Origin of the sequence: Enterococcus raffinosus, assembly GCF_019175485.1 — a bacterium.
In the GTDB taxonomy this organism is placed as follows: Bacteria; Bacillota; Bacilli; order Lactobacillales; family Enterococcaceae; genus Enterococcus_A; species Enterococcus_A raffinosus.
Map to the genome: position 1 here is coordinate 1,675,637 of NZ_CP072888.1, position 16,778 is coordinate 1,692,414.

Sequence of the window (16,778 nt, forward strand, 5' to 3'; positions counted from 1 at the left end):
AGGTTTCTTTTATTTGATTCCTACACGTTCAAATACTTGATCCACGTTTTTTAAGTGATAGTTATAATCGAAAGCATCGTCTAAGTCTGCTTCCGACAAAACGTTAGTAATTTTTTCATCTTCTTCAAGCAACGGACGGAATTGAGTCTGATGATCCCAAGCATACGCTGTTTTCGGCTGGACTAAATCATAGGCCTCTTCCCGCGTCATACCTTTATCAATCAATTTTAGCATTACACGTTGACTATAAATTAATCCAAAAGTAGCCTGCATGTTTCGTTTCATATTTTCTGGGAAAACTGTCAAATTCTTGACGATGTTCCCGAAGCGATGCAACATATAATCAACCAAAATAGTAGTATCTGGTGTAATAATTCGCTCGGCTGACGAGTGAGATATATCACGCTCGTGCCATAGAGCCACATCTTCAAAAGCGGTAATGAGATGACCACGGACTACGCGAGCCAATCCGGTCATATTTTCAGAACCGATTGGGTTTCGCTTATGAGGCATCGCAGAAGAACCTTTTTGACCTTTTGCGAAAAATTCTTCAACCTCACGCGTTTCAGATTTTTGCAATCCTCGAATCTCTGTAGCGAAGCGTTCGATTGAAGTAGCAATCAATGCTAGACTTGAGAAGTATTCCGCATGAAGATCCCTAGGCAATACTTGCGTTGAAACTTCCTGTGGACGAATGCCTAATTTCTCGCAGACAAATTCTTCAACAAACGGCGGAATATTCGCAAATGTACCTACCGCTCCTGAAATTTTCCCTGCTTCAACCCCTTTAGCTGCGTGTTCAAAACGCTCGATATTTCGTTTCATTTCCGAATACCAAGTAGCCAACTTCAACCCAAAAGTTGTTGGTTCAGCATGGACACCGTGAGTTCTTCCCATCATCACTGTATTTTTATGTTCTTTCGCTTTTTCTCCAACAATTACTAAAAAGTCTTGCAGATCTTGGCGTAAAATATCATTAGCCTGTTTGTACAAATAACCATAAGCAGTATCAACAACGTCTGTACTCGTCAATCCATAATGAACCCATTTTCGTTCTTCACCTAAAGTTTCGGAAACTGCACGGGTGAAAGCTACGACATCATGCTTTGTTGATTGTTCAATTTCTAAAATACGATCAATATCAAACCCTGCATTTGCACGAATCTTTTCTACATCTTCTTTAGGAATTTCACCAAGTTCAGCCCAGGCTTCATCCGCTAAAATTTCAACTTCTAACCAAGCCTTATAACGATTTTCATCGCTCCAAATATTTCCCATTTCTGCTCTTGTATATCGAGGTATCATGATTATCTCCTTGTCATATTTAATGTATTGACATATTTTTTTACATTATTAATCCCATGTTTCAGTTTTTTTAATGTCGTCCAATGTACGTTGAATGCTTTCAGTCAGAATAGTTACATGTCCCATCTTGCGTCCTTTTTTTGGCATTGCTTTCCCATAATAATGGAAATGCCAGTCTGGCCATAAGTCGATCAATTCATAGGTTTTCAGTAAATTCTCACCTAAAACATTTACCATTACAGCATTCGATAATAATTTTGGTTCACTTAAAGGCCAGCCGCAAATCCCGCGGATATGAGCATCAAATTGACTCATCGTACAGGCTTCAATCGTATAATGCCCTGAATTATGTGGGCGTGGCGCAATTTCGTTTACGTACAATGCCCCTGCCTTTGTCAGGAAAAATTCTACACAGAGTGTCCCGACCAAATCAACGCCTTGTGCAATTACTTTCGCAATACGAGCAGCTTCCTTTGCAACAGCTGAATCAATTCCTGCCGGCGCGATTGTTTCATGCAATATATTATTCCGATGAACATTTTCCACTACTGGAAATGTGACATAGTCACCAATATTATTGCCAGCTACTTGAACAGATAATTCTTTTTCAAAAGGAATCCATGCTTCTAAAACACAAGTACCTTGACGTAACAAATTCATTGATGGTGCCAAATCAGCGGTACTTTTCAATACATATTGACCGTGTCCATCGTACCCACCGCGAGTTGTTTTCAACACACAGGGATAGCCGATGCCTTCGATAGCATCTTGGATATCTGTTGGACTAATGATTGTCGCATATGGAGCAATCACGATATTATTGTTTTCTAAGAAAGATTTTTCCATCAAGCGATCCTGACTAATCGCCAAAAGATCTGTGCCTTGAGGAATATTAGCAAAATGCTGAATGTGATTAATGGTATCAACATCTACGTTCTCAAATTCGTAAGTGATTACCTGTGATCTGCGAGCCATTTCTTCCAAAGCCATTTGATCATCATAATCAGCAACGATATGCCAATCCGAAACTTGCGCAGCTGGACAGTCTTCGGTCGGATCGATCACACCTGTACGAAAACCCATTTCCTTTGCACTGATAGCCATCATACGGCCTAATTGTCCTCCGCCTACGATACCTATCGTAGAGCCTGGTTGTAACGATTTAACCAAGTTGTTCACTACTTTCCAATACAGATTGTGTCATTTGCTGACGCTTTTTTTCCAAGCGTTCAGCTACTTTTTTATCATACATTGAAAGCATCTGTGCCGCAAGTAGTCCAGCGTTTGTTGCACCAGCTTTTCCGATAGCTGTCGTTGCAACTGGAACACCTCCTGGCATTTGTACGATTGATAATAAAGAATCTAACCCATTTAAGGTCCTAGATTGTACAGGGACTCCGATCACCGGCAACGTCGTTTTGGCTGCGACCATTCCTGGTAAATGTGCGGCACCGCCTGCACCAGCGATAATTACTTTTATTCCTCTTTCTCGAGCTTTTTCGGCAAATTCAAACATTAAATCTGGTGTTCGATGGGCCGAAACCACTCGCTTTTCATAAGTAACCCCTACTTCATCGAGACTTTCACAAGCGTGCTTCATTGTTTCCCAATCAGACGTACTGCCCATAATAACTGCAACTTCTGGATTCATAAATTGCTCCTTTCTCCTATTGAACAATCATTTTTTCTTAAGAAAAACGACTCATTTATTGAGTCAAATACCGTAATTCAAACTTATTTTAGCAATACCCTTTTAGTAAGTCAAAGTTAAATTCGAATATTACAAGATACTTTTAATCTAATGTTCGTGTTTATTATCGAGAAAAAATAAACGCGGTTGATACCGCGCTTACCCTTTACTTCTTTTCCTTTTTATATCCATGAAACAAAAGATTTAAAATGATCGCAGATAAGCTGCTCATTACAATCCCATTTCCGGTAAACATTTGAACCGTTTCTGGTAATTTTGAAAACAACGTTGGCATCGCGTTGAAACCTAATCCAAACCCAATTGAAATCGCAATAATCAATAAATTCTTTTCATCATTAAAATCAACCTTCGAAAGCATCTTCATTCCTTGTACTGCGACCATTCCGAACATTACTAACATTCCGCCACCTAAAACAGGCTCAGGGATAATCTGGGCTAAAGCACCTACTTTCGGAAAAAGACCTAAAACAATCAAAAAGAATGCTGAAAAATAAATTGGACGCCGTGTTTTAATTCCAGATAATTGTACAAGTCCAACATTTTGTGAAAATCCCGTATAAGGAAATGTATTGAATAAGCCACCTAAAATAACAGCCAAACCTTCTGCACGATAGCCTCTTTTTAAATCATCTTCCTGCACTTTTTTTTCAACAATATCACCTAATGCAAAATATACACCAGTTGATTCTACCATGCTCACGATAGAAATAATTATCATTAATAGAATAGAGAATGGCTCAAACTTTGGTGTGCCAAAATAAAAAGGTTGAGGAACATGGAACATTGGTGCATGCCCAATCGCCGCTAAATCAACTTGTCCTAATAGTGCAGCGAGAACCGTGCCACCAACTAGTCCAACTAATACAGCGATAGATCGTAAAAATCCCCGACCAAACACCTGCACTGCCAAAATCAATAGAATTGTGACAAAGGCTAGCAATAAATTTGTCGTATCACCAAACGTTGTTGCTGCAGCGTCTCCACCACCCATTTTAGTAATAGCTACTGGAATTAATGTTAATCCGATAGTTGTAATAACCGTCCCTGTCACGATAGGCGGAAATAGTTTTTCTACCTTAGAAAAGAAACCTGAAATCAATACAACAAAAATTCCCGCAGCAATAATCGATCCGTATACCGTACCGACACCGTGCGTTTGCCCGATCAAAATCAACGGAGCAACCGCTTGAATTGCACAGCCTAACACAACAGGCAAACCAATTCCAAAAAATTTGTTGACAGTTAATTGCAGTAAAGTTGCAATCCCGCACATGAAGATATCAATGGAAATCAAATACGTCATTTGTGCTTCATTGAATCCCAATCCTGTACCTATCAAAAGCGGCACAGCCACTGCTCCTGCATACATCGCTAAAAGATGCTGCAATCCTAATACTGCTGATTTTCCGTTTCCTGTCTCACTTGTCACTCTATGCGTCCTCCTCGATAAACGTTACTTTACCATCATGTAAGGAAGAGATTCTAGCTAAGGAAACAACTGGAATACTCATGTCTTCAATTAATTGGCGTCCATCTTGGAAAGATTTCTCGATCAAAATTCCAATTCCTGCCACATTGGCTCCAGCTTGCTGACATAATTCAATTAATCCCTTAGCAGCTTGACCGTTCGCTAAAAAATCATCGACTAATAACACATTGTCCTCTGCAGAAAGGAATTTACGAGAAATCGAAATCGTACTAGTGACTTGTTTTGTAAAGGAGTAAACAGAAGCAGTCAATAGCTCTTCATCCATGGTTAGGCTTTTTGACTTACGAGCAAAGATCATTGGCACTTTCAAAGCTTGCGCAGCATAAACTGCAGGAGCAATTCCTGAAGCTTCAATTGTTACGACTTTTGTGATTTTTTTATCCGCAAATACTTCGGCTAATCGTTTGCCCATTGCGTCCATTAATTCAGGATCTACTTGATGTGTGATGAACTCATCAACTTTTAGCACGCCTTCACCTAAAACACGCCCATTGTCTTTGATACGATTTGTCAATTCTTTCATGATAATTTTCTCCTTTTCATTTCTTTTCGTTTTTTGATTAATACAAAAAACGCACCTCATCTGCAAAGCAAAAAAGGTACGTAACCGTACGTTTTTTGCTTATAGTCCTGCGTTTACGGCACAAGGTAGAAACTGTCATCCATATTATGACGATATATAAGCTTATTTCCAATGAAAATTTTCATTGAAGTTTATGAAATATGAAGATTATTATAGCAGATACAGAGTTACTGTAAACTAGAATTGTTTCAAATGAGAAGAATAATAGCTGAATTAAATGATTGTCTCACTTTTATCAACATTTCTTCTATATATATAAGAGAGAATAGCTCTTAAACAAATTTAACGATCCAAAATAATTGGCAATCAATTAGCAATTTGAGATGATTGAAGAAAAATACTTATACTTTAAGGAGGTTCTTATCATTGATTGAGTACTTTTCAATTTCAAATGATGGCATACAGGCAAATGCTCATAATGGAAATTGGTTATCTGTTTCTAATCCGACCGACGAGGAGAAGGAACAATTACATAATGTCTACGAGCTGCCTAAAAAATTCTTTTCTCTTGGGAGAAAGTATTCTAATGTTTCTTTTTTTAAGAAATATCAAACGGAAGACAAAAAGTCGCTATGTCTTATGCTTTTTACTGATATCAAATCTATTGATGACCCAGAATCTCTATCTTCTTCTATTTCTATCTTCCTTACATCAGATGTTCTGATCACTGTTTGTGAAAAACCGTTAATTGATGAAGTTCTAGAAAATTATGAATCTGAGATTTTTACTAAAGCAGGACTGATTTTACATACCTTACAGATCATTAATGAACACTATCTTATTTTTTTGCGAAAACAAAGAAAGATGATTGAGGAAATCAGTCAAGGCACATCAAATGGATCAAATAGAAATATTTTGGAGAAAACCACTGATACAGAGAAAAGATTGGTGTATATTGACAATCTTTTAAAAGAGCAGCGTCGAACAATTACACATTTGCTAGACTCTAGCTTGGTTTCTTCTGACCGTGATTTGGCAATTGAAATTGAATTGCAGACAAAGCAAGCTACCACATCCGTCCAAATTTATCGAGAAATGCTTAGCTCCATTAGCGGACTGATTGACAGCATGATGGATAATCGCTTGAATCAACTGATGAAATTTCTGAATACAGCTTCCTTATTGCTCGCACTGCCAACATTAATATTCAGTCTCTGGGGGATCAATACAGGCGGACTGTTATGGCGAGATTCAGAGGTTGGCTCTATTATGGTTGTATTGCTTGCATTGATTGTTTCGATTGTGAGCGGTATCTATCTGTTCAAAAAAGATTACGATGCTTAATCAAAAAAGTAACGACCAACTGATGGGCTCACCCTAACTAGGACTTTTGTATTTCTTTGTCCTAATTCAGGGAAGCCTGTCAATCCGCCGCTACTTATCTTTTTAAACTATTTTAATTCATTTGCTACTGAGAAGTGACCAATAACGTCAGTGATACGGTTCAGATCCACATTACCACCTGAAACGACAGCAACAACTTTTTTACCATTGACATAGTCATCAACTTTACCAGAAAGAATCGCAGCTGTAGCTAATGCACCAGCTCCTTCAACTACAATTTTTGTTCGTTGAATCAGGTCTTTCATTGCTAATTCAATTTCTTGCTCAGAAACCGTCACCATATCATCAACTAATTCTTCAACAACCTCGAACGTCAGATTTCCTGGAAATTCCACTGCACATCCATCAGCGATTGTTGCGGCTTTTTTATAGCCAACTTTGCGTCCCGCACGGAATGAGGCGGTCATACCATGAATATTATCTGCTTGTACCCCAATAATATTGATATTCGGATTAAAGGTTTTCATCGCGACAGCAATTCCAGCGATTAAGCCGCCACCACCAACAGGTACGATCACAGTATCAACATCCCAAATTGAATCCAAGATTTCAAGTCCGATCGTCCCTTGTCCAGCCATCACAAATTCATCATCGTACGGCGGGATATAAGTTACCCCTGTTTCCTCAACGATTTTTTCGCAATACGCTTTCGCATCATCAAAACCAGCCCCATGAAGGATGACTTTTGACCCATACCCTTCAGTTGCTTCGACTTTTGCTTTTGGTGCCGTTTCGGGCATTACAATCGTACTCTTGATTCCTAACAATTTAGATGTCAATGCAACCCCTTGAGCATGATTGCCAGCAGATACAGCGATAACACCTTTGTCCTTTTCTTCTTGGGTCAAGTGAGCAATTTTATTGAATGCACCACGGAATTTAAACGAACCAGTTAGCTGCATATTTTCTAATTTCAAAAATACTTGTCCACCAGTTTTCGCAGTTAAGAACATTGACTGAATTAGCGGTGTCACTCGTCCATATTGTTTGACCACATTTTTTGCCTCATGGATATCTTCAATTGACACAGGTAACTTTGTCATTGTGTCTGTCATTATAAAACATCTCCTACCTCTGTATAAGTAACATCTATGGAATCAGCCAGAGCTTTAGAAACAACTTTTCCGTTGTAGACACTCAAACCCGATAATAATGAGTCATCAGATTTTAATGCCCCATCTAATCCTTTCACGCTAACGTCTTTAAGGAAAGAGATGTTTCCTTTTGCTAAAGCAATTGTCGCTGTTCTTGGTGTTGCCCCTGGCATATTTGGTACAGCATAGTGAATAACATTATGTTTAATAAAGACAGGGTCTGCATGATTGGTTGGTTTGTCGATTGTTTCAACAGTTCCACCTTGATCAATTGCAATATCAACAATTACTGAGCCTGGTTTCATTGATTCAACCATATATTCTTTCACTAATTTCGGTGGTTTCGCGCCTGGAATTAAGACTGTTGAAATAAAAACATCTGCCTCTTTGATTTTTTCTTCTAAGTTTGCTGTATTCGAAACAATCACTTCTACATCATGTTCTTTATAGCGATCTTGTAATTGTTTGATACGATTTTCATTTACCTCAAGAATGACAACGCGGCAACCAATACCAACAGCCATATCTGCAGCATTTTCTGCAGCGTTTCCTCCACCTAAAATGACAACAGTTCCAGCCTCAACCCCGTCGATTCCTGGTAGTAAAATTCCTTCGCCGCCGTGTTGTTTTTCTAAATAATATTGCCCTAAATTGACTGCGCGACGCCCTGCAATAGCACTCATTGGTTTCAATAATTCTAGAACACCATTGATTGAGATATTTTCACCTGATAAAGCAGTCACACCGACTTCCATCATTTTTTCAACACAAGCTTTATTTGCAGCTAAGTGTAAGAATCCCCAAATGATTTGACCTTTTTTGAAATAGTGATATTCACTTTCCATCGGTTCTTTTACTTTTACAATCAATTCTGCAGTCCAAGCGGTATCCGTATCTACAATCTTACCACCTGCTTCAACGTATTGTTCATTCGTAAAGCCTGAACCCGCACCAGCACTATTATCAACGAGCACTTCATTTCCTGCTTCTACTAAAATTTTTACATTTTCTGGTGTCATGCCTACACGTGCCTCACCTTGTTTTGGATCTTTAATTACACCGATTTTCATGGTAAATCACTCCTAAAGAATTATTATTGAAGTTCTTTAACTTCTGAACAAGTTTAATATATCACAATACTTTTTAGAAGCAACGATCAAGCTTCAAGTGTTATTGATATCTCATTTATCTAGAACTACTATTCATTAAACGAAAAAAAATTATCTAACAACGCTTATAAAACAGCATTATCAGATAAGAATCTTTTCATTTTAGTATTTTATATTCTCTTCAAAAAGTTTTTTTAAGAAAAGAACAAGCAAACGTTATCATAATTTTATGTGATTTTTCTCATTAGTTAAAATGAATAATTTTGTTATCTTAAATAAAAATAAAAAAGCTGAGGAATTATTCCTCAGCTTTTTTTTGACAATCTGGACATAAACCATACACTTCTAAGCGGTGTTTGTTAATTTGATATCCTGTCAGTTTACTAGACGCCATTTCAACATCTTCTAATCCTGGATAGAAGAAATCAACGATTTTTCCGCAGTCCGTACAGATTGCATGATAGTGCTGCTGATTCGTAAAATCAAAGCGACTTGCCGCATCACCATAATTCATCTCCTGGACAATACCGATCTCAACGAATTTTCTCAAATTGTTGTACACAGTAGCCACGCTCATATTCGGGAAGCGGCTTTCTAGTGAACGAAAAATTTCATCAGCTGTTGGATGATTACGGTACTGGATCAAATACTCTAAAATGGCATAACGTTGTGGCGTAATTCGGACTCCGCCGGCCTTTAATTCTTTGACCGCTCGATCGACTGCCTCATTTACCATATAAGCCCCTCCTAATTGTATTCTATATTAAAATGATACTATTATCTGAGGGGAAATACTAGTTGGATTCAAAAATTAATGTTTTTCATAAAGTTATTGGTTAAATTGAAATAATTCAGTAGACAAGTATCTCTCACCATTGTCTGGTAACAAAACCAATACTTTCTGATCAGGATTCATCTCTTTAGCTACCTTTATTGCTGCAAATAAAGCCGCACCTGAAGATACTCCTACAAGAATTCCTTCTTTTTTTGCGATTTCTCTAGCAGTTTCCATAGCTTCACTGCTGCTTACAGGTAACACTTGATCGTAAATCTCCGTGTTTAAGATGCTTGGGACGAAACCAGCGCCAATTCCTTGGATTTTATGTGGTCCAGACTGACCACCTTCTAAAACTGGTGATTCTTCGGGCTCTACCGCATAAATCTTGATATCTGTATACATGCGTTTAAGCTCATTTCCAACACCAGTGATTGTACCACCGGTTCCTACACCGGCAACAAAAGCATCTAATCCATTTTTTTCAAATGCATTTACAATCTCTTTCGCCGTTGTTTCTTCATGTACTTTTGGATTTGACGGATTATCGAATTGCGCAGGAACAAACCAATCATTTTCTTCAGCAAGTTCCTTCGCTTTTGCGATTGCACCCTTCATCCCCTCAGCTCCAGGTGTTAGAACTAGCTCAGCTCCATAAGCTTGCATTAGCTTTCTTCGTTCGATACTCATTGTTTCTGGCATTACTAAAATAACTGGATAACCCTTGGCTGCCCCAACCATAGCTAAACCGATGCCTGTATTTCCAGAGGTTGGCTCGATAATTGTCATACCATCTTTTAATTTACCGCTTTTTTCTGCATCCTCGATCATTCTTAAGGCAATTCGATCTTTTACACTGCCTCCAGGATTAAAGGATTCTACCTTAACATAAACTTGTGCCATATCCTCTGATGGCAAGTTTCTAAGTTTTACAATGGGTGTGTCACCAATTGTATCCAAAATAGAATTATAAATTTTTGTCATTCTCCTCGCTCCATTCCTTACCTTATGTAAGTTATCTTATCGAATATTTTAGAAAGATGCGAGAATTTCGACTCTAAAAAACTTTCTATAGACTATTTCTTAATGAACTATCTATTTTAAAGTCGTAGTTCGTCTCTCATTATATCAATTTTTAAATAAAACAAAATAGATAATAAAAATTAAGCCAAAAAAAAATGGAGTATTCTACTCCATTTTTCAAGTTCTTAAAATCAAATGACGATTGTATCTCCAGGCATAATTGTTGAATCAGAACTCCAACCGTTATCTGCTAATAGTTGGTCAACGCTGATTCCGAATTTTTCAGCAATTCCCCAAATTGAATCACCAGATTGTACCGTATACGATTGACCGCTGGCTTGAGAAGACGAACTAGTTTGCTCAGTTGTCTGAACATTTGTAGTTTGTGCTTGAACAGCCGTGCCTGATCCCGGTGTATCAAAACGAGTTAAATTATATGTCTGAATTAAGGAGATCAATTTACTAGTATATCCTGGATCTGTTGCATAACGACCAGTTAAATAGACTGCAGCATCTTGATAACTATTTGTGTGGCTCTTCCATGCTCCAGCATAGTATGAGCTAGCTAAGAGACTCGCATGTGCTTGAAAGGATTCAGCATAGCTACTATAAACTGCAAAAGGTTCATTCATTGTTACCCATTGACCATTTAAGTATTCCTGTGTGCTCATAGTTACCGATGGACCACCACTATATTCTTTCACGCCGAATAAATTGTAATAAGGAGCAGCAGATAATTGAGAACTTCCAAAACCAGTTTCTACTAATGCTTGAGCGACCATAATAGATGCATATAGATCATTTGAAGCTGAAACTTGCATAGCAGAAGCACCTAATTGTTCGATAAATGTCGATTGATTTTGAACTTGACCGGTTTCTGCTGCGCTAGCTTTTATCGTGTTTGTATTCAAAACAGCTGGTGATAGAATCATTGCTGTACCCAATAAAGGCACCGTTCTTTTAGCCATCTTCAAGCGTTTCTCTTTTTGTTGTGTTTTTATATAATTGTACTTTTCAATGCGGGTTTTAAATTGGTTCATTGCTTACCTCCAAGTAACCTTTGCATAACTCTTCATTTTTGATTACTTTAAAAGTATAAAGCATTAACAATTAACAAACAATTTAAACACTACAAATTCACTAATTTGTCATTACTTCGTAATATGTGTAATGAAAAAGTTGCTATTTTTCGGCAATGAAATGCTTGATTTTTTTGTATTTTTCTTATAGCTTTTCATTTCTATAAAAGAAGTGAAGTAGCGAATTATATCTCTACTTCACTTCTTTTTTGTTTACATAATCTTTTTATATGTCCATGGGTTGATTCTGAAAGACTAGTTGATCATCAAGTAGCTCGATAGACACTTTTGTTTTCGGCAACACGCGTCCTGCGATAATTTCTTTAGCCAAAGGCGTCTCTACCTCTCGTGTAATAAATCGTTTCAACGGCCGAGCCCCGTACTGTGGTTCATAGGCTTTCTCCGCGATCCAGCTTTTTGCATCCTCAGTTATGTCTAATTGAATCTCTTGCTCTTCCAAGCGATGAGATAAATGCTGAATGATTTTTTCCACGATTCCTTTTACGTCATTCAAGCTTAATGGTGTAAAAAGAATAGTATCATCAATTCGATTTAAAAATTCAGGCTTAAAGTGTCCTCGTAGCATACTTAATACTTGTTCTTTCGTTGCTTCAGGAATATCCCCTTCTGCAGTTACGCCATCTAAAAGAACTTGCGAACCAATATTGCTGGTCATAATCAATACGGTATTCTTAAAATCAACTAATCGACCTTTAGAGTCTGTTAATCGACCATCATCCAGTACTTGCAGCAAAATATTAAATACATCAGGATGAGCTTTTTCTATTTCATCTAATAAAATGATTGTATACGGGTTTCGACGAACGGCTTCTGTCAATTGACCACCTTCCTCGTAACCTATATAACCTGGAGGTGCTCCAACGAGCCGTGACACTGAATGTTTTTCCATGTACTCGCTCATATCAATTCGAACCATATGATCTTCTGAATCGAATAGGTTTTCTGCCAAGGCTTTGGCAAGCTCTGTTTTACCGACTCCTGTTGGTCCCAGGAACAAGAAAGAGCCTAACGGACGATTTGGATCCTGTAACCCTGCACGTGAACGTAATACAGCATCACTCACAGCATCCACAGCTTCATCCTGGCCAATCACACGACGGTGCAGTGTACTATTTAAACTTAGTAATTTTTCACGTTCACCTTCTACTAATTTGGTAACAGGAATACCTGTTAAACGTCCAACTACTTGTGCAATTTCATTTTCTGTTACTGATTCCTGAACCATTTTGATATCATTTTTCTGATTTTTCGCTTCCAATTCGGCTAATTCTTTTTCTAGATTTGGAATCGTGCCATGACGTAGAACTGCAGCACGCTCTAAGTCATAATTGTTTTCTGCATCTTCCAACTCATGTTTTGCCTGATCGATTTCTGCACGTTTATTAGAAACCACATTGACTTCTTCTTTTTCAGTCTCCCATTGCAATTTCATCGCATTCGTTTCTTCACGAAGGTCAGCCAATTCTTCCTGCAAGTTTTCTAGTCGTTTTTTGCTTGCGTCGTCGCTTTCTTTTTTTAATGCCGCTTCTTCAATTTCTAGTTGCATTAAACGTCGCGTCACTTGGTCCAGTTCAGTCGGCATAGAGTTCATTTCAACACGAATACTAGCGCTCGCTTCATCCACTAAATCAATCGCTTTATCTGGTAAGAAACGATCTGTAATATATCGATCTGACAATGTTGCTGCAGCTACTAATGCATTATCATGAATATTTACACCATGATGGATTTCGAAGCGTTCTTTTAAACCGCGCAATATACTGATCGTATCCTCAACGGTGGGTTCTTTCACTAAGACCTTCTGAAAGCGGCGTTCTAAAGCTTTATCCTTTTCCATGTATTGACGATATTCGTCTAATGTAGTCGCACCAATCAAATGTAGTTCGCCACGCGCCAACATTGGTTTTAAAATATTTCCAGCGTCCATACTGCCTTCTGTTTTTCCGGCGCCAACAATATTATGAATTTCATCGATAAAGAGTAAAATGCGCCCATCTGATTTTTTTACTTCTTTTAGAACGGCCTTTAATCGTTCTTCAAATTCACCACGAAATTTCGCACCAGCGATTAAGGAGCCCATGTCCAAAGAAAAAACTGTTTTATCCTTAAGATTTTCTGGAACATCCTTCCGAACGATACGCTGCGCTAATCCTTCTACAATAGCTGTTTTTCCTACACCAGGTTCGCCGATCAAAACAGGATTATTTTTGGTTTTTCGCGAAAGAATACGAATCACATCGCGAATTTCTTCATCGCGACCAATGATAGGGTCTTGCTTGCCGTTTTTAACTTGCTGAACCAAATCAACTCCATATTTTTCTAACGCTTTATAAGTTTCTTCCTGATTTTGTGAAGTCACACGATCTCCTCCTCGCATCTCTTCAATATTTTTCTGTACTTCCTTTTCATTTAATCCTTGCTCATTCAAATATTTCGTCAAGGAGTAATTTTTTAATTTCATTAATGCTAATATGACGATTTCTGTTGATAAAAAATCATCTTGAAATTTGTCTCTAAGTTTATCTGCTTCATTTAATAAATTAAATAAATTTTGACTAAGGTTCTGTCCATACTGGACGTTTCCACCACTTATAGTTGGGTATTCATCCAATACTTTGTCTACTACTTGCTCAAATTGTTCAACATCAATACCCGCATCCGTATAAAAATTCCTGCCAAAGTGATTAGGCTGCAAAAATATCTTCCATACATGAGCAATATCAATTTCCTGATGATGTCTCGTAACAGCAATCTGCTGAGCTTCAGCAATCGCTTCTTGTAAAGTTGTCGTCATTTTTTCGATATTCATAAACATACCTCCGACATTATTAATGGTTTACAAATAATAGTATATACTTTTGGTCAGTAAAGGTCAAACTATTCACTCACTAAATTCAAAGTTTATTATTATGAAGAAAATCAAAATAATGCTACAATTCTTTCATTGCTAAATAGGAAACAGCTTGTCCGTCTTACTTATGAATTAGCTAATTTTATCTTTTTAAATGAGAGCTTCATTAAGTATAAGATTAGCTGTATGACTATACAACGTGAAAATCAAACTCATTTTTATTAAAAATGGGTACACAATTGGATAAGGAGAGTGATTCGATGATTTCTCGCGTAATCGGATTCGAAAAAGGTTTTCTGCTTTCAGAAGGGAACCATTTCGAAACGTACGAAGTAATGCTTCCTAAATTAAATAAGCTTGATCTGGTTGTAAAAAACTTAGCTGTTTCAATAAATCCTATTGACACAAAATTGAGACAAAGTGGCAAAGGAACTCCTCAACCCCATGTCTTAGGATTTGATAGTGTTGGCATTGTCACCCAACTAGGTAGCGATGTTAAAAATTTTGAGGTTGGAGATCGAGTGCTATTTGCCGGTACTACCAAAAGATTTGGCAGCTACAGCGAAAATCAAGTCGTTGACTCCCGAATCGTCGCAAAACTGTCAGGCGGCATTTCTACCGACGAAGCTGCAGCGTTGCCGCTAACCTTCATCACTGCTTATGAAATGCTATTTGAAAAAATGGAATTGATACCTGAGGAAGGTCAAAATAATGGCACAATCTTAATTATCAATGGCGCTGGAGGTGTTGGTTCGTTAGCGACGCAATTAGCAAAATGGGCTGGTCTAACTGTGATTACCACTGCCTCTCGTAAAGAAAGTAAAGAATGGTCTGAAAAAATGGGAGCTGATCACGTGATTGATCACCATAAAGACCTAACTAAACAATTAAGAAAGATTGGACATCCATCCTTGCCATACATATTAATTCTTCATTCGACAGATCGCTATTTTGAGGAAATGAGTGATTTACTGGAACCCTTTGGTCATCTCGGATCAATTGTAGGAGCAAATAAAGATGTAGATTTAACGAAATTAAAAAATAAATCTGGTAGTTTTGATTGGGAATATATGTTTGCTAAAACCGATTATGACTACAACATCGCTTCACAAGGAGCAATTTTAGCTTTACTTGTTCAGCTGATGAATGAGAAAAAGATCAAAAGTACGTTAACGAAGATTATTCCTGGTTTTTCTCCAGATGTTTTTTATCAAGCCCACCAATTTATTGAAGAAGATAAAATGATTGGGAAACTCGTCGTCCACTATTAAAATTTCAAAAGCTGTGTTTTTAGTTTCAAAGTATATAAAAAAGAAGTTAAACGAAAAGTATTAATCGTTAACTTCTTTTTTTGCTTCTTTAATTTCATGATTAATTTGCCGTTGCTTATTAATCAATACATAAATCATTCCAATTAGAAATGGCAATAAATATGTCGCATAACGATAAAGCAGCAGTGACGAAACTGCATCGACTTTTCCAACAACGTTGCGGAATAGGAGCACATAGACAAATTCAAAACCTCCGATTCCTCCTGGAGCTGGCAGTATGCCACCAATGATTACTGTAAAACTGATCAACGCCACGGTCAACCATAGATCAATCGAAGGACGATCGTGGACTAAAATAAAAAAGGGAAGCATATACCAGACAGCTAATTTCGCCATATTTGAACAAAACACACGGATCATTGCATTTTTGTCATGAATAAAAGTTTGGATGGCACCACGCAAAGAGTAAACCTGATTGTTCACCTGATCCACAATATCTCGCAACTTCTGCCTTTTGAATAGTCGATTACAGATCAATACCAAGAGAACTTGCGCATTAACATTTAAACTTAGCACTAGTAAAGTAGAAATAATCAATAACGTCACAAGAATACCAGCAAGAACCCAAAAAATCCCATTCGCAATATGCTGCTGAATCGCATCACTTTTTACGATTAAAAAGAACAACGCCCAGATCATTAAAGCAATTTTGTAAGTCACCATTCGTAAAGCACTGGTACCTGTTCCTTCTGAGTACCGTAAATCTTTTTTATGGTAATAAATGACTTCAGACACAATCGATCCAGTACCAAAAGTAATGACACGATAAAAAGTCGCATAAGCCGATGCAAAAAAACCATCGCGAACGGTAAATGCCGTATTAAATTCACCTGCAATATTTTTAATTGTATACCCTTCGATAAGTTGACTAATCAACCCTAATCCTGTGACACCTATAAGTACCGGCAATGAAGTTCTGCCTAGTTCAGTAAAAATATCACTTAACGAATCGCGGACCACAAAGATGATAATTCCAATCATAACAACAAACAACAAAATATTTAGAATCAATTTCCGATTGATCGATAACTTCATTTTTTAGCCTCATTTTTATCTTTATTGC

Annotated in this window: 14 protein-coding genes and 1 riboswitch; of the genes, 2 read left to right on the forward strand and 12 right to left on the reverse strand. The window is 37.6% G+C overall.

Translation table 11 applies throughout. The features are described 5' to 3' along the window. Nucleotides 1-9: 9 nt before the first annotated feature. From purB to J9537_RS08240, 5 genes are all read right to left on the reverse strand, one after another. Nucleotides 10-1,305, reverse strand: coding sequence for an adenylosuccinate lyase (gene purB / locus J9537_RS08220; protein WP_218255625.1), 1,296 nt, complete (start codon nucleotides 1,303-1,305; stop codon nucleotides 10-12). 48 nt (nucleotides 1,306-1,353) lie between these two features. Further along, nucleotides 1,354-2,475, reverse strand: a complete 1,122-nt coding sequence (purK, locus tag J9537_RS08225) for a 5-(carboxyamino)imidazole ribonucleotide synthase (protein ID WP_218255627.1) — start codon at nucleotides 2,473-2,475, stop codon at nucleotides 1,354-1,356. After that, nucleotides 2,468-2,956, reverse strand: a complete 489-nt coding sequence (gene purE, locus J9537_RS08230) for a 5-(carboxyamino)imidazole ribonucleotide mutase (RefSeq protein WP_218255629.1) — start codon at nucleotides 2,954-2,956, stop codon at nucleotides 2,468-2,470. The genes purK and purE overlap by 8 nt, the downstream gene beginning before the upstream one ends. Before the next feature lie 205 nt (nucleotides 2,957-3,161). After that, nucleotides 3,162-4,445, reverse strand: a complete 1,284-nt coding sequence (locus tag J9537_RS08235; RefSeq protein ID WP_218255631.1) for a nucleobase:cation symporter-2 family protein — start codon at nucleotides 4,443-4,445, stop codon at nucleotides 3,162-3,164. 1 nt (nucleotide 4,446) lies between these two features. After that, nucleotides 4,447-5,028 (reverse strand): xanthine phosphoribosyltransferase, encoded by a 582-nt coding sequence (locus J9537_RS08240; protein ID WP_218255633.1) that lies wholly within the window; start codon nucleotides 5,026-5,028, stop codon nucleotides 4,447-4,449. Nucleotides 5,029-5,110: 82 nt separating this feature from the next. Further along, nucleotides 5,111-5,208: riboswitch (purine riboswitch) on the reverse strand. A gap of 246 nt (nucleotides 5,209-5,454) precedes the next feature. Between J9537_RS08240 and J9537_RS08245 the strand changes: the two genes are divergently transcribed. Next, entirely contained in the window at nucleotides 5,455-6,372 is a 918-nt protein-coding gene (locus tag J9537_RS08245; protein WP_218255635.1) for a CorA family divalent cation transporter, read from the forward strand. 107 nt (nucleotides 6,373-6,479) lie between these two features. Here J9537_RS08245 and tdcB read toward each other — a convergent pair whose 3' ends face one another. From tdcB to clpB, 6 genes are all read right to left on the reverse strand, one after another. After that, nucleotides 6,480-7,487, reverse strand: coding sequence for a bifunctional threonine ammonia-lyase/L-serine ammonia-lyase TdcB (gene tdcB / locus J9537_RS08250; RefSeq protein WP_218255636.1), 1,008 nt, complete (start codon nucleotides 7,485-7,487; stop codon nucleotides 6,480-6,482). Beyond that, nucleotides 7,487-8,596 carry an alanine dehydrogenase gene (ald, locus tag J9537_RS08255; protein ID WP_218255638.1) on the reverse strand — a complete coding sequence of 370 codons (1,110 nt, stop codon included), beginning with the start codon at nucleotides 8,594-8,596 and terminating at the stop codon, nucleotides 7,487-7,489. The genes tdcB and ald overlap by 1 nt, the downstream gene beginning before the upstream one ends. Before the next feature lie 337 nt (nucleotides 8,597-8,933). Further along, entirely contained in the window at nucleotides 8,934-9,371 is a 438-nt protein-coding gene (locus tag J9537_RS08260) for a Fur family transcriptional regulator (RefSeq protein WP_010744954.1), read from the reverse strand. A gap of 93 nt (nucleotides 9,372-9,464) precedes the next feature. Next, nucleotides 9,465-10,394, reverse strand: a complete 930-nt coding sequence (gene cysK, locus J9537_RS08265) for a cysteine synthase A (RefSeq protein ID WP_218255640.1) — start codon at nucleotides 10,392-10,394, stop codon at nucleotides 9,465-9,467. A gap of 230 nt (nucleotides 10,395-10,624) precedes the next feature. After that, nucleotides 10,625-11,473, reverse strand: coding sequence for a glucosaminidase domain-containing protein (locus J9537_RS08270; RefSeq protein WP_218255642.1), 849 nt, complete (start codon nucleotides 11,471-11,473; stop codon nucleotides 10,625-10,627). 265 nt (nucleotides 11,474-11,738) lie between these two features. Further along, a complete protein-coding gene (clpB, locus tag J9537_RS08275; protein ID WP_218255643.1) occupies nucleotides 11,739-14,342 on the reverse strand; it encodes an ATP-dependent chaperone ClpB in 2,604 nt (867 codons plus the stop codon). Between the two features lie 302 nt (nucleotides 14,343-14,644). Between clpB and J9537_RS08280 the strand changes: the two genes are divergently transcribed. After that, entirely contained in the window at nucleotides 14,645-15,655 is a 1,011-nt protein-coding gene (locus tag J9537_RS08280; RefSeq protein ID WP_218255645.1) for a zinc-binding alcohol dehydrogenase family protein, read from the forward strand. A 60-nt stretch (nucleotides 15,656-15,715) separates the two neighbouring features. Here the strand turns inward: J9537_RS08280 and J9537_RS08285 are convergent, their stop codons facing one another. Then, nucleotides 15,716-16,750, reverse strand: coding sequence for a lysylphosphatidylglycerol synthase transmembrane domain-containing protein (locus tag J9537_RS08285; RefSeq protein WP_218255647.1), 1,035 nt, complete (start codon nucleotides 16,748-16,750; stop codon nucleotides 15,716-15,718). Between the last annotated feature and the right edge of the window lie 28 nt (nucleotides 16,751-16,778).

Coding starts and splice junctions, on each gene's coding strand:
- purB (WP_218255625.1), bottom strand. CDS start 1,305: ATGATACCTCGATATACAAGAGCAGAAATGGGAAATATTTGGAGCGAT.
- purE (WP_218255629.1), bottom strand. CDS start 2,956: ATGAATCCAGAAGTTGCAGTTATTATGGGCAGTACGTCTGATTGGGAA.
- J9537_RS08240 (WP_218255633.1), bottom strand. CDS start 5,028: ATGAAAGAATTGACAAATCGTATCAAAGACAATGGGCGTGTTTTAGGT.
- tdcB (WP_218255636.1), bottom strand. CDS start 7,487: ATGACAGACACAATGACAAAGTTACCTGTGTCAATTGAAGATATCCAT.
- ald (WP_218255638.1), bottom strand. CDS start 8,596: ATGAAAATCGGTGTAATTAAAGATCCAAAACAAGGTGAGGCACGTGTA.
- J9537_RS08260 (WP_010744954.1), bottom strand. CDS start 9,371: ATGGTAAATGAGGCAGTCGATCGAGCGGTCAAAGAATTAAAGGCCGGC.
- cysK (WP_218255640.1), bottom strand. CDS start 10,394: ATGACAAAAATTTATAATTCTATTTTGGATACAATTGGTGACACACCC.
- J9537_RS08270 (WP_218255642.1), bottom strand. CDS start 11,473: ATGAACCAATTTAAAACCCGCATTGAAAAGTACAATTATATAAAAACA.
- clpB (WP_218255643.1), bottom strand. CDS start 14,342: ATGAATATCGAAAAAATGACGACAACTTTACAAGAAGCGATTGCTGAA.
- J9537_RS08280 (WP_218255645.1), top strand. CDS start 14,645: ATGATTTCTCGCGTAATCGGATTCGAAAAAGGTTTTCTGCTTTCAGAA.
- J9537_RS08285 (WP_218255647.1), bottom strand. CDS start 16,750: ATGAAGTTATCGATCAATCGGAAATTGATTCTAAATATTTTGTTGTTT.